11 protein-coding genes and 1 pseudogene are annotated in these 13,317 nt (G+C 59.7%); 7 read left to right on the top strand and 5 right to left on the bottom strand.

Going from position 1 to position 13,317, the window contains the following annotated elements; translation table 11 throughout:
* Positions 1-67 precede the first annotated feature (67 nt).
* From CWM57_RS04215 to CWM57_RS04195, 5 genes and pseudogenes are all read right to left on the bottom strand, one after another.
* Positions 68-1,438, bottom strand: a complete 1,371-nt coding sequence (locus CWM57_RS04215; protein WP_100675665.1) for an efflux transporter outer membrane subunit — start codon at positions 1,436-1,438, stop codon at positions 68-70.
* Positions 1,435-2,520 (bottom strand): HlyD family secretion protein, encoded by a 1,086-nt coding sequence (locus CWM57_RS04210; RefSeq protein ID WP_100675664.1) that lies wholly within the window; start codon positions 2,518-2,520, stop codon positions 1,435-1,437. The genes CWM57_RS04215 and CWM57_RS04210 overlap by 4 nt, the downstream gene beginning before the upstream one ends.
* 28 nt (positions 2,521-2,548) lie before the next feature.
* Positions 2,549-4,201 (bottom strand): annotated as a pseudogene (locus CWM57_RS04205) (MFS transporter).
* The gene (locus CWM57_RS04200; protein ID WP_100675662.1) at positions 4,201-4,632 is read right to left on the bottom strand and encodes a MarR family winged helix-turn-helix transcriptional regulator; all 432 of its coding nucleotides are present in this window, start codon (positions 4,630-4,632) and stop codon (positions 4,201-4,203) included. Before CWM57_RS04200 ends, CWM57_RS04205 begins: the two are co-directional and overlap by 1 nt.
* 137 nt (positions 4,633-4,769) lie before the next feature.
* Positions 4,770-5,684 (bottom strand): LysR family transcriptional regulator, encoded by a 915-nt coding sequence (locus tag CWM57_RS04195; RefSeq protein ID WP_100675661.1) that lies wholly within the window; start codon positions 5,682-5,684, stop codon positions 4,770-4,772.
* A 100-nt stretch (positions 5,685-5,784) separates the two neighbouring features.
* Between CWM57_RS04195 and CWM57_RS04190 the strand changes: the two genes are divergently transcribed.
* From CWM57_RS04190 to CWM57_RS04160, 7 genes are all read left to right on the top strand, one after another.
* Positions 5,785-6,783: an aldo/keto reductase gene (locus CWM57_RS04190; RefSeq protein WP_074386001.1), complete on the top strand. Its 999-nt coding sequence runs from the start codon at positions 5,785-5,787 to the stop codon at positions 6,781-6,783.
* A 49-nt stretch (positions 6,784-6,832) separates the two neighbouring features.
* Complete coding sequence (locus CWM57_RS04185; RefSeq protein WP_008805102.1) at positions 6,833-8,020, top strand: MFS transporter; 1,188 nt, start codon at positions 6,833-6,835, stop codon at positions 8,018-8,020.
* Positions 8,017-9,081, top strand: coding sequence for an aldo/keto reductase (locus CWM57_RS04180; protein ID WP_008805101.1), 1,065 nt, complete (start codon positions 8,017-8,019; stop codon positions 9,079-9,081). The genes CWM57_RS04185 and CWM57_RS04180 overlap by 4 nt, the downstream gene beginning before the upstream one ends.
* A gap of 61 nt (positions 9,082-9,142) precedes the next feature.
* Positions 9,143-10,627 carry an FAD-dependent oxidoreductase gene (locus CWM57_RS04175; protein WP_012968354.1) on the top strand — a complete coding sequence of 495 codons (1,485 nt, stop codon included), beginning with the start codon at positions 9,143-9,145 and terminating at the stop codon, positions 10,625-10,627.
* 2 nt (positions 10,628-10,629) lie between these two features.
* Entirely contained in the window at positions 10,630-11,835 is a 1,206-nt protein-coding gene (locus tag CWM57_RS04170) for an acetyl-CoA C-acyltransferase (RefSeq protein ID WP_012968353.1), read from the top strand.
* Positions 11,836-11,848: 13 nt separating this feature from the next.
* Positions 11,849-12,634: an AfsA-related hotdog domain-containing protein gene (locus tag CWM57_RS04165; RefSeq protein WP_012541915.1), complete on the top strand. Its 786-nt coding sequence runs from the start codon at positions 11,849-11,851 to the stop codon at positions 12,632-12,634.
* A complete protein-coding gene (locus tag CWM57_RS04160) occupies positions 12,615-13,268 on the top strand; it encodes an HAD family hydrolase (RefSeq protein ID WP_012968352.1) in 654 nt (217 codons plus the stop codon). The genes CWM57_RS04165 and CWM57_RS04160 overlap by 20 nt, the downstream gene beginning before the upstream one ends.
* Positions 13,269-13,317 lie beyond the last annotated feature (49 nt).

Below are 13,317 nucleotides of genomic sequence, written 5' to 3'. Positions count from 1 at the left end.
GCGCTACACCGGCCTGAATATGGGTTTCTGCGCTCTCCACGGTTGTGGACCGGCGCGCACAGGGGATTCACGCGTTCATCCAGCCGCCTCCCAGCGCCCGGTAAAGATCGATCTGCGCCAGCAGCAGGTTGTTCTTCACCTGCACTACGCTAAGCTGGGTGGAGAACAGCGTTCGCTGGGCATCGAGCACATCCAGATACGAAGAGTAGCCGTTACGGTAGCGATTCTGCGCAATGCGCAATGTTTCCTCCGCCACCGCCACCTGCCCCTGCAGTTCGGCCAGCTGTTCGCCGTAGCGGCTAATGGCGTCAAGGCTGTCATTCACCTCTTTGAACGCGCCGCGCACCGTTTTCTCGTAGCTATAGAGCGCCTGGTTGCGCTGGGCCATGGAGACATCCACCTGGGCATTTAACGCCTGGCGGTTAAGCAGCGGCGCCAGAATACTGCCGCCGACGCTCCACAGCCGCAGCGGGTTGTCCAGCAGGTCCGGCAGTGTACGATCCTGCATGCTGCCGGTAGCGGTGAGGTTGATAGACGGCAGCAGCTGCGCCTGCGACGAGGCCAGGGTGGCATCGGCGGCCACCAGCTGACGCTGAGCCTGTACGATATCCGGGCGGCGGTTGAGTAAGGTGGACGGCAGTTGCGACGGCAGACGCAGCGGAGTGAGCTGGGCGAACTCGCCGCGTTTTACCGCGCCGGGGTTATCACCCAGCAGCACGCTGAGCGCATTTTCCTGCTGCGCAATCTGGTGCTGTAGCGGCGGGATCTGCGCCCGCGTTGAGCGCAGCTCCGAATCTGCCTGCATCAGCTCAAGGCGTGAAGTATACCCGGTTTCAAACTGACGTTTGGCCAGGCGCCACGCGTCTTCCCGTGATTTCAGCGTCTGCTGGGTAACCCGCAGCTGCTCATCCAGCGACAACAGCGTCACGTAGCCGACGGCCACCGAGCTGGCGACGCTCAAATTGGCCGCGGCTGCAGCGGCTTTTTGCGCCTCGAGGCTGGCCCCGGCGGCGCTGGCCGCGCTGCGGTTCGCTCCCCAGATATCGACGTCATAGCTGGCGGTCAGGCCGCCTTTGTACAGCGTGCTATGGATTGGCAGGCCGGTGGCGGCGGACTGCGCGCGGGCGCGGGTGCCGGTCAGGCTGGCGTCCAGCGAGGGGAAAAGGCTGCTGTCGGCGGCATAGGCCCGCGCCTGATACTCATTCACCCGCTCCCGGGCGATCAGCACATCGCTGTTATAGCGCAGCGCCCGGTCGACATACTGATTGAGCGTGCTGTCATGGAAATTACGCCACCAGACGCCTTCCACCGGGCTGGCAGGGCCAACGTCGGCCCGCCAGGCGGCAGGGATGGTGAGCGTCGGTTGCGCCTGCTGCACGTCGGCGGACTGACAGCCGACCAGCGCCAGGGCGAGGGCAAGGGTGACCGGGCGGATCATGGCTGTTTCTCCGCGCGGGTATCAATGGTCACCTGCACCGACATACCGGGACGCAGGTGTTCGCTGTACTTCTGCCCGTCGTTGACCGTAATGCGCACCGGGATCCGCTGGGCGATCTTGACGAAGTTGCCGGTGGCGTTGTCCGGTGAGATGGCGCTGAATTCCACCCCGGTCGCCGGGGAGATGCTCTGCACCTTGCCGTGGAAACGCTCGCCGTTGAGCGCGTCGACGGTGAAGGTCACCGGCTGACCGAGACGCACATCGGCCAGCTGGGTCTCTTTCAGGTTGGCGATCACCCAGTGCTGCGGCGGGACCAGCGAAGTCAGATGGGTTCCGGCGCTGACGTAGGCGCCAAGACGCACCGAAATCTGACCCAGCTGGCCGCCGGTGGGGGCGATGATCTGCGTATTCTGCAGGTCAATCTGCGCCAGCTCGAGGGCGGCTTTGGCGCTGGCGACGTCGGCTTCCAGCGAATCGCGATTGACGATGGTCGATTCACGGTCCTGGCGCGACATCTCCAGCGCCGCTTTCGCCTGTTCAATATCCGCAGCCCCTTGCGCCGCGCTGGCGCGCGCCGAATCACGCTCGCGGATCGACAGCGAACCATCGGCAGTCAGCTCCTGCACCCGTTTTAAATCAGCCTGGATTTTCAGATTCTGCGCGCGGGCGTTTTGCAGCGCGGCTTCATTTTTGGCGATCGTCGCCTCGGCGCTTTTGCGCTGCTGCAGGTTGTTGCGCAGCGCGGCCTCCTTCATCGCCAGCGTAGCCTGAGCCTGATGCACCCGCTGCTTATAGATGCGATCGTCTATCTGGAACAGCACCTCGCCCGGCTCGACAATCGCGAAATCTTTGACGTTGACGGCAGTGATGTAGCCGTTGACCTGCGGGCTGATAAAGGTGGTCTGCCCGCGCACATAGGCGTTGTCGGTAAATTGGCTATGCCGGGTGAACGGCGGCAGTTGCCAGGCGTAAAGGATCACCAGTACGCCGACGAGACCTATCGCCGCGGCGGAAAAAATGGAGACCACGCGAATGTTGTTCCGGGTGTTGGCCTGTTGTTTGGCCGCATCCTGCTGACTCATAACGACTCCAGAGATGAAATGATGATAATTATTTGCTGCCGGTGGCGCGTTTTAAGGCGATACGGGCGGTCAGTCGTAAGCGAATTAAGCGCCAGAAAACCCACACTAATGTGCCGGCGGAGATCGCCGCCGTCAGCAGATAGGTGTCATTCCAGGCGAGAATATTGGCCTGCAGCGTCGCGGCGTTTTGCAGCAAAGTGGTGGCCTGGACGTTAAGCAGGGTGCTGTCGCCGATCTGGCTCTGGTACATCTGGCTGTACTGCTGCAGCCGCTCGACGATCAGCGGGTTCAGGGTGGTTATCTGGTCCGCCAGCTGGCTGGAATGAAATTTTTCCCGCCAGGTCTGGAAGGTGCCGAGGATCGCCGACCCCAGCAGGCCGCCGATGTTCTGGCTCATGCCGAATAGCACCGAGAAGCTGACCAGGTTGCGCGGATCGGCAAACACGCCGCCAATGCCGGCGAGCATCGCCGGGGCCAGGAAGAAGGCGCTGCCGAAGCCAAGTAAAAACTGGCTGAACATTAATTGTTCCGGACGGGTGAGGGCGTTGGACTGGCTGTCGAGCAGCGAGGCTACCATGATCAGCGCCAGGGCGGTGGCGGTCGGCCAGTAGAGCTTCTGCGGGTTGAGCGTCAGACAGCTGGCGATGATCCCGCACAGAATGCCGGCGAAAATAGACCACGCGAGGTTAGTCATCTGTTCGTTTTGCAGGCCAACGTACTGCAACCAGCCGATGACCCCGGTGTTCTGCTCCGCCAGCACGATGCGGATCAGCAGCATAATCAGGCCGAGGCGTACGATGCTGCCGCTGGAGAGCCATTTGGTATTGAGCAGGGGATTGCTGCGGTTATGCTCAAAGGCGATAGCGGCGACGATCAGTACCACGGCGGCCGCCAGCGACCAGCCGATCCATGGCGCTTCAAACCACCACTCGAGCCGCCCCAGCGACAGCACGGCGCACACTAGCGCCATGCCGGGCGCCAACAGAAAGAAGGTGATAAAATCCTTCTTCTCGAACACCTTTTTACGATCGCTCGGCGGCAGTTTCAGCGCGATGACGCAGGCCAGCGACACCAGCGCCAGCCCCAGTTCAAAGAAGTAAAGGCCGCGCCATTCATCGATCTGCAGCAGCTCGGTGGAAAAGAGACGCGCCAGCGGAATGGCCAGTGACGAGCCGGTGATGCCGATGGTCAGCCCTTTCAGGCGGTGGCGTGCGGGCCAGGCCTGCACTTGGTAGTAGATCCCCAGCGAGCTGAGCGCTGCGGCCACCATGCCGTGGGCGGCGCGGACCATTATCGCCGAGCTGAGATCGTTGACGAACAGGTGGAAAAAGGTGACCAGCACATAGAGCACCAGAAAGCCTTCGGTAAAGGCGCGCAGCCCAAACTGCTGGCGAAATTTCACCAGCAGCAGGTTGATGGAGACGTTGGTCATGACGTACACCGCCGGCAGCCAGGCGATCTCGGTCGACCAGGCGGCGAAGGTGCCCTGCAGCAGCTGCAGGTTGGCGGTGACCACCGCGTTGCCCAGCGCGCCGGTGAGGCACACCAGCAGGCCGACCACGCCATAGGCGAGACGTTTCGCCGGGCTGTGCAGCGGCGTCGAGGGCGAGCCGAGCAGGGCCGGTTTTTCATGCGGCGCCCAGTCATGCGGGGCGTAGGGGTTACCCTGGTGACGGGGCATTATTTCTTCTCCACTTCACGCAACAGCTTTTCCAGCACTCGCTGAGTTTGTTCCCGCTCCTGCGGGGTGATCGCCGTCAGGATCTCCTCGCGCAGATCGTCCGCCACTGTTTTGACCTGCTCATACAGCGCCATTCCCTGCTCGGTGGCGACCAGCAGCCGCTTACGCTTATCGCTGGCGGTGGTGACACGCTCCACCAGACTGAGGGCGACCAGCCGGTTGATCAGCGGCACAATGGTCGGGCTCTCTACCCCCAGCTCCTGCGCCAGTTCGCTTTGCGACAGCGGCTGTGGGTGGCGGGCAATGGCCGCGACCGCCACCCAACTGGCCTGGCTCAGGCCAAGGTCCTTCAGCCGACGGTTGACCGCCAGCCGCCAGTGATGGGCGGTGAGGTATAAAAGATGAGAGAAGTTTAGCTGTCGGTTATCCATAGGTCGTCTGCCAATATCGTTAGAGCTCTAACGAGTTTATGCCGGGCGACTGCCATAATTCAAGGCGAAGGAAAAAAAGTGGTTAACGGTATGTGCGTTTATTGTGGCAAATAGCGATGGGTTAACCCGCGAACCCTTTACTCACTGAGGATGTTCTTATTCTGCGCCATCACCCAGGTGATAAAGGCCCGCAGCGGCACCGGAATATGTTTCCGGCTCGGGTAGTAGACGCAGAAATGGTCTGCCGGATAGTGGTAGTCGGGTAACAAACGGACCAGACTGCCCGTGCTCAGCTGCTGCGTCACCAGCGACTGATAGACAAAGGCGATGCCTAATCCGCTCTCCGCCGCCTGGATCATCGCCGTATCGGAATCAACGACCAGATCGCCTCTGACCGTGACTTCGCTAGGCTCCCCGCTGGGGCTAATAAACTCCCAACGGTACTTTTCGCCGCTGGGAAAACAGCGGTTGATGCAGCGGAAATTGACCAGCGATTGCGGGGTGTTGGGCTCTCCGGCCTCGCGGATATAGGCCGGGCTGGCCACCGGGATCAGCGACAGCTTCTCGCCAAAGGGGATGGCAATCATATCTTTGGGCACATCCTGCGAGTAGCGAATACCGGCGTCAAAACCGGACTCAATAATATTGACTTTCCGATCGGTGGTATACAGTTCGAGCGTCACATCGGGATAGGCGGTTTTAAAGGCAATAAAATAGTGTTGAAAAAACAGGTCAAGAACAATACGCGGTAAATTGACTTTCACTACGCCTTCCGGCGTCAGACGATGATAATTCAGGCTGTCAACCACCCGGCGATAATCATTGACCACCGGCGTCATATTATTAAGAAATTCCTCACCCACGGCAGTTAATGACAAACTGCGCGTCGAGCGATTTAGCAGGCGCACGCCTAACTTTTCTTCCAGATGATTAATAGCGCTGGTGAGGGCCGGTGGTGAAAGATTTAATGCCCTGGCGGCCTGGCGAAAACTGCCATGTTTCACTATGAGTATTAATATTTCAATTTGTTGCAAATCCGGCAAGGTTTTCATTGTTAATTTCCAGCTAACACCGCGTTCGGAATAGATTAATTGTTATCAATGTAAAAGGGAAGTATATATTTAATAACATTCAGCACGTAAGGAAAATAAGGTGAAAACACGTTATCTCGGAAAAGAGAAGTTCCAGGTTCCCGCATTGGGTCTCGGGTGTATGGGAATGAGTTTCGCCTACGGCGGCGCCGAGGAGTCGCAGGCGATTAATACGATTCATGCCGCGGTGGACATGGGCGTGACCTTCCTGGATTCTGCCGAAGTGTATGGTCCTTTCGATAATGAAGTTCTTGTCGGGAAAGCGATAAAAGGTATCCGCGATAAGGTGCAAATTGCCACCAAGTTTGGTTTTCGTATTTTGCCGACCGGCCAGGGACTGGAGCGGATGGCCGGCGTTGACAGTCGTCCGGAACATATTCGCGAGTCAGTGGAAGGGTCGCTGAAGCGGCTGAATATCGAGACCATCGATCTGCTCTATCAGCACCGCGTCGATCCGGCGGTGCCGGTGGAAGACGTGGTGGGCACCATGGCCGACCTGGTTAAAGAGGGGAAAATTCGCCATATCGGACTGTCGGAAGTCTCAGCCCAGACGCTGCGCCGGGCCTGCAAGGTGCATCCGATTACCGCCGTGCAGACGGAATACTCGCTGTGGACCCGCGAGCCGGAGGCCGGTATTCTCAACGCCTGCCGCGAGCTGGGGGTGGGCTTTGTCCCATACAGCCCGCTGGGGCGCGGCTTCCTGACGGGAAAAATCACCGATCCTGGCGTCTTCGCTGAGGATGATTTCCGCCGCAATCTGCCGCGCTTCCAGGCCGAGACCATGCGCAAAAACCAGCTGCTGCTTGAGCGCCTGCAGCAGGTGGCCACGCGCTATGACGCGACCCTTGCGCAGATTGCCCTTGCCTGGGTCATGAGCAAAGGCGAGGATATCGTGCCTATCCCGGGGGCGAGAAAAATTGCCCATCTGCGTGATAATGCCGGAGCCGCCAATATTACCCTCTCTCCTGAGGATATTCTCACCATCGAAGATATTTTCACTCCCGATAACGTCACTGGCTTACGCTATAACCAGGGCGACTTTAACTTAATCGAAAAATAACTCCCTGAATACTATTCTCCCGCCGTCCTGGCGGGAGATGAGGTTACTTATGACTATTGCTGTTTCCCGTTCGGCGGGATTGCCTGCGGCAGTTTATGCGCTTTCCGTGGGCTCATTTGGTATTGGTACCACCGAATTTGTGATTATGGGATTATTACTTGATGTGGCCCATGATTTTCATATATCCATTACGCTTGCCGCCTGGTCTATTACCGCTTATGCCTGTGGGGTGGTGATTGGCGCGCCGCTCCTCACACCGCTATTAAGCCGCTACCCCAAAAAACCAGCGTTGTTATTTCTGATGATCTTATTTTCCATCGGTAATTTAGGTTGCGGTATTGCCGGTAATATGACCATGCTCATTATTTTCCGGGTAATAACCGCCTTAGCTCACGCCTCATTCTTCGGCATCAGTTCGGTCTATGCCGCGGAGCTGGCGCCGGTGGATAAACGGGCTTCGGCGGTCTCCGCCGTCTTTCTCGGCGCCACCCTGGCCAATATTCTGGGCGTGCCCCTCGGCGCCTGGGTAGGGCAATACCTTGGCTGGCGCTACACCTTCTTTATGGTCACGCTGATTGGCATTCTTTCCGCCCTGGCAGTCATTGCCCTGGTGCCCGGCCGTCAGGCCCAACCGGCGGTGCAGAGTCGGATCCGCGACGAGCTGAAGGTGCTGCGCCATCCGACGGTGCTGCGCAGCCTGCTGATCACCGCGCTCGGGTTTTCCGGCGTCTTCGCCGCCTTTACCTACATTGCGCCCATGCTGAAAACCGTCACCGGGATGAGCGAACATCTCATTCCACCGGTGCTGGTGCTGTTTGGCGTCGGGATGGTCGCCGGGAATCACCTCGGCGGCCGCCTGACCGACGGTGGGGTCCGCCGGGCGCTGCTGCTGACCCTGGCCTTGCTTATCGTCGTCCTGTGCCTCTTTCCGTTCGCCATTCAGACGCTACCCGGCGCCTGCGCGGCGGTGTTTCTGCTGGGGGCGGCGATGTTCTCCACCATTCCGCCGCTGCAGATGCAGGCGCTGGACAGCAGTGAGACCGGCAAAAGCATGGTCTCCTCGTGCAATATCGCCGCCTTTAACCTCGGCAATGCCGCTGGCGCCTGGTTTGGTGGGCTGTTGCTCACCGCCGGCGTCTCCCTCTCGCATATTCCCCTGGCCGGTGCATGCCTGACCGCCAGCGGATTTGTTATCGCTAGTGTGACGTTGTCACCTTTAAAAGGAAGTCAAGCATGAAGTATCGGTATTTAGGTTCCACCGGGCTGTCGGTGTCAGAGCTCTGTTTTGGCGCCATGACGTTTGGTGAAAAAGGGGCCTTTCTCGGCGCGCCGGGACGCAACTGGTCGGAATTCGGCGTGGTGCCTGAGCATACGGCATACGATCTGGTGTACAAAGCGCTGGACGCCGGGATTAACTTTTTTGATACCGCGGACTGTTATAAAAACGGCCAGGGCGAAGAGCTGCTCGGTAACGCGCTGAAGGGGAAACGCCAGCAGGTGATTATCGGCACCAAAGGACGCTGGCAGACCGACCCCAATCCGAACGCGCTGGGGGCGTCGCGCTACCATATTATTAATGCCGTCGACGCCAGCCTGCAGCGGCTGAAAACGGATTATATCGATATCTATCATCTCCACGGGTTCGATCCGCGCACCGCGCTGGAGGATACCCTGCGGACGCTGGATGCGTTGATTCGCGCCGGGAAAATTCGCTACATCGGGGTCTCCAACTACGCGGCCTGGCAGCTGGCGAAGGCGCTGGGGATCTCAGAGCGCCTCGGACTGGAAAAATTCTGCGTCTATCAGGGCTATTACAATATCGCCGCGCGAGAACTGGAGCATGAGATTATCCCGCTCAGCGTCGATCAGAACGTCGGCATCACCGTCTGGAGCCCGCTGGCCGGGGGCTTCCTCACCGGTAAATACCCTCGCAATCAGGCGTTTCCTGAGGGCAGTCGGCTGGCGAACGCCACCCCGTTTGAGTCGGCGCCGATCGCCAATCGCGAACAAGCCTGGCAGACTCTGGAAGTGATGCAGGAGATTGCCCGTCAGCGCAACGCCAGCGTGGCGCAGGTGGCGCTCAACTGGTTGCGTACCCGCCCGGGGATCACATCGCTGGTGATCGGCGCGACCAAACTCGCCCAGCTGGAGGATAACCTGGCGGCACTGAACTGGACGCTGAGCGACGAGGAGGCGGCGATCCTCAACAGCGTGAGCGAAAAAGAGAAGCCTTATCCCTACTGGCATATCTGCAATGTCGCCGGCGATCGCCGTCTGGCCGACGATATCTACCCCTAACTCACCCTGCACCCAGGCAACACGCGTATGCCCCCCTGGGGGCATACAGAGAGGCTCGATCGTGAAAAAAGTACTCATTGTTGGCGCCGGCCCGGTAGGGTTAATCATTGGCTGCTATCTGAATAAGTATGGAATTGATTTTGATATTATTGATAAAAATACACACAGCACCACCTGGTCCAAAGCGCTGAGCGTCAGTCCGGCGACGATTAAAGCCTTCCACGGCTTAGCCCTTGCCGGGGAGCTGACCGCCCAGGGCAAGCAGGTTCAGTCAATTTACGCCTGGTATAAAAACCGCAAGTTTCTGCATATTGATAACCGCCATCTCCCCACCTGCTATCCCTTCCATGTCAGTATCCCGCAGCCGCGGACGGAGAAGATCCTTGAAACGGCGCTGGCCGAGGCCGGTCAACTGGTGAAACGCGGACATCAGCTGGTCTCCTGGCGGCGGGAGGAAGGGCGCTATCACGTCTCTCTGCTCGACGATGCCCGCCGGGCCTGTTCCGCTACCTATGACTATATTATCGGCGCCGACGGCGCGGCCAGCACCGTCCGGGAGCTGGCCGGGATTGGCTTTAGCGGCCATGATTACCCGCTGCATTTTGTAATGGCGGACGTGCAGTTCGCCAGCGCGGCGACGCTCCCGGGAACCTCTTACTATATTGACGAGCTGGGCTTTCTGATCTTTCTGCCCATGCCGGACAATCAGGTCAGGATCGTGATTAAAAGAGCCGGTCGATTACCGTCGCCGCGTCCGGTGCCGGATCTGCAGGAGATCAACGTGGCGCTGGCGCGCTTCTGCCCCGAGGTTCCTCCGGCGCAGGCGCTGACCTGGTCCTCTAGCGCCAACTTCTATAACCGGATCGCCGATGACAATCTGCAGCACAATATCATGCTGGCAGGCGATGCTTTCCATCTGTTCAGTCCGATTGGCGGGCAGGGGATGAATACCGGTATTCAGGATGCGATTAACCTGGCCTGGAAGCTGGCCTTTTACCTGCATGGCGTCGCCAGCGACCGGCTGCTGGCATCCTATCGCACCGAGCGCTTCGCCGCGGTGAGCGGCGTGCTGCATGCCACCGATCACGATACCGGCCTGATTGCCGGTCTGGTGCCGAAAAATCATATCGACGCGGTCTACTTTCCGGAGTTTTGCAATCGTCACTATTATCGCCACCAGCTGCCGCTGCAGTACGCCGGCTTTGCCGCGCCGCAGTGCGCTCACCCGAACGGCCTGATGGGCCACCATGTTCCGTGGTACGTCTTTACCTCGCCGCAGGCGACGTTTCGCAACAGTTATGACGCCTTCGCCAGCGGTAAGGTCGTGGTCTTTTCCGCGCGCGTCGACTGTCCTCCCTTATCCCGCCTGAAACCTGGCGGCTGGTTTATATTCTGCGCCCTTGACCCAGCGGACGAGGCGTTTCTCGAGGCGCTACAGATTGGCCGCGATGACTATGCGGTGATCAATCCCGATGGCTATGTGGGCTTTACCGGCAGCGAAGCCGGGACATCGCAGTATCTTTCCTCGCTCTACGTAATGGAATAATCATGAATAAAGTGTATATCGTCGCGGCCTGCCGTACGCCGGTGGGGCGTTTTCTTGGCGCCCTGAAAACGGTCTCTGCGGTGGAACTGGCCGCGCTCACCGTCCGCCACAACCTGCAGCAGGCCGGGATTGACCCGGCGTGGATTGACGAAGTGATCTGCGGCTGCGTCCTCGCCGCCGGGCAGGGGATGGGGCCGGCGCGTCAGGTCGCGCTGCGGGCGGGGATCCCGGTGCAAAAGCCGGCTTACACCCTGAATATGATCTGCGGTAGCGGCATGAAAAGTATTACCGAGGGGGCGATCCATATCCAGAGCGGTTATGCCGACCTGGTCGTCGCTGGCGGGATGGAAAACATGAGCCAGGCGCCGTTTTTGCTGAGGGGAGAGATAAGGGGCGGCGTGAAATTTGGCGCGTTCAGCAGCGAGGATCTGATCCAGAGCGATGGCTTAACCGATCCGCTGTTGCATATTCCGATGGGGGAAACGGCGGAGGCCATCGCCGCGCATGAGCAGATCTCGCGCGCAGAACAGGACCAGTACGCGCTGGACAGCCATCAAAAAGCCTCCGCCGCCAGCCGCGCCGGCCATTTTGCCGAGGAGATAGTGCCGGTGACGGTCAGCGGGAAGCGGGGCGTCAGCGTGGTCCGCGAGGATGAGCAGATCCGCCATGACCTTAGCGCCGACCAGCTGGCGGCGCTGAAACCGGCTTTTCGTCGCGACGGGAGCGTCACGGCGGGCAACGCCTCGGGGCTGAACGACGGCGCGGCGTCAGTGATCCTCGCCTCGGCGCGCGCCGTTGCGCAGTACGGCCTGCGGCCGCTGGCTGAGATAGTCGCCTTCGGCGAGGGCGGCGTCGACCCGGCGATGATGGGGCTTGGGCCGCTGCCGGCCATGACGTGCGCTCTGCGCCGCGGGCGTTTTCAGCTCAGCGATATGGCGCGACTGGAAATTAACGAAGCCTTTGCCGCGCAGGTGCTGGGGGTGGTCAAGGGGCTGGCCCGCGAGCATCAGATGACGGCGGAGGAGATAGCCGCCCGCCTGAACGTCAACGGCGGCGCGATTGCCCTCGGGCACCCGCTCGGCAGTTCCGGAACCCGGATTGTCGTGAGCCTCCTGCACGCGCTGCGCCGGGAGAATAAACCGACCGGCCTGGCCTCGCTGTGTATCGGCGGTGGGATGGGTATTGCGTTAATTGTGAAAACGATCTGAGGAGACAAGCGCCATGGAAAAATTAATTGTGGTGGGTGAGAAATTTACCGATTTTGCCCGGCGGCATCAGAACGTGCTGACCGTCAACGAGTTTGAGCGTTTTGTCTGGAGCGGCGAGCTCGCCGGCGTCGATAAAATCGTCATTGGTCAGGGCGTGCAGCTCGACGACATCTCCCGCACGGTCTGCATTATTCGTCAGCACTATCCGGATAAAATCCGCCAGATCGTCAATCTGCAGGATCTCTATTATCAAAACAACCGCGATCATCAGCGGCTGGTGCATAAACGTAAAAAAGAGAACATCCTCATCACCTCGCCGGAAAAACGCGATGAAGATAGCTATTGCGCGCGTCTGATCCTGCAGGACGCCTCGGAGCTGCTTTGCGACCACCAGACCGGGCAACACATCCAGGGGATGGTGCTGATCGAGGCGGCGCGGCAAACCATCATCGCCACCTCGGAGAAATTTCTGCTGGCGGAGGCGGGCGTGGCGATGGACGAGAAGTACTTCACGCTGAGCTCGCTGCAGGTAGCTTTTTCCAGCTTTGTTTTCCCGCTGCCGGTGACCATTGTGCTGAATGTGGTGTCGCGCAAAAGCTCAGCCCACGGCCGCTTTACCTGCGAGTGTTCGGTCGGTTTTGACCAGACCGGCACCCGCAAAGCGGAAGTCGGCTTTAGCTTCAGCGTCTATGACCTGAACTACATTACTCGTAAGGAGTGTGAGCAGGCGGCGCTCTGCCATCAACATTATCTGGTCAGTATTGAGCAGGGGGACGGGGATGAGCATCGCCTTTTTTGACGTGGATGAAACGCTGATTACCGGCAAAAGTATGTTCCTGTTTCTGCACCGCTATGCCGAGGAATATCCGCTGCAGTGCGGTTTGACGGCCGCGGCGATTGTCCGCCAGCTCCAGGCGCTTAGCAAAGCGGGTCAACCGCGGGAGGCGATCAATCGCTACTACTATTCGCTGTTTCGCCATGAGCCGCGCGCCCAGGTGCGGGCGGTTGCTGAGGCACTGTATCGCGAAGGTGGGTACGGTTTTCACCGTGAGGTGGTGGCGATCCTCCGGCAACATCAGGGGCGCGGGGATGACGTGGTGTTTGTCTCCGGATCGATGACCGACATTCTCTGGCCGGCGATGGCGGCGCTGGGGGTGGAGCATGCCCTGTGTTCAGAGCCGGTGGTGGTTGACGAACACTATACCGGGGAACTCTGGCGGACCGCCATTGGCGAACATAAGGCGTTGCATGCTCAACGCTACGCGCAGGAACGGGGCCAGCCGCTGGCGGCGTGCTATGCCTTTGGGGACCATATCTCGGATCTGCCGCTGCTCGCGCTGGTTGGCAACCCCTGCGCGGTCAATCCGTGCGCGGCGCTGCTGGCGGAGTCGCAGCGTCGGGGATGGCCGGTGCTGTGGTCTAACGGCGGTTGACGGCACGATAGCGAAAAAAAGGGGGCGGCGCTACGCCACCCCCTGATTC

This window comes from Klebsiella sp. G-Nf4 (genome assembly GCF_002810615.1).
Lineage (GTDB): Bacteria > Pseudomonadota > Gammaproteobacteria > Enterobacterales > Enterobacteriaceae > Klebsiella > Klebsiella variicola.
Note: the sequence above shows the minus strand (reverse complement) of the source record. Positions and strands in the feature narration are given on the sequence as shown.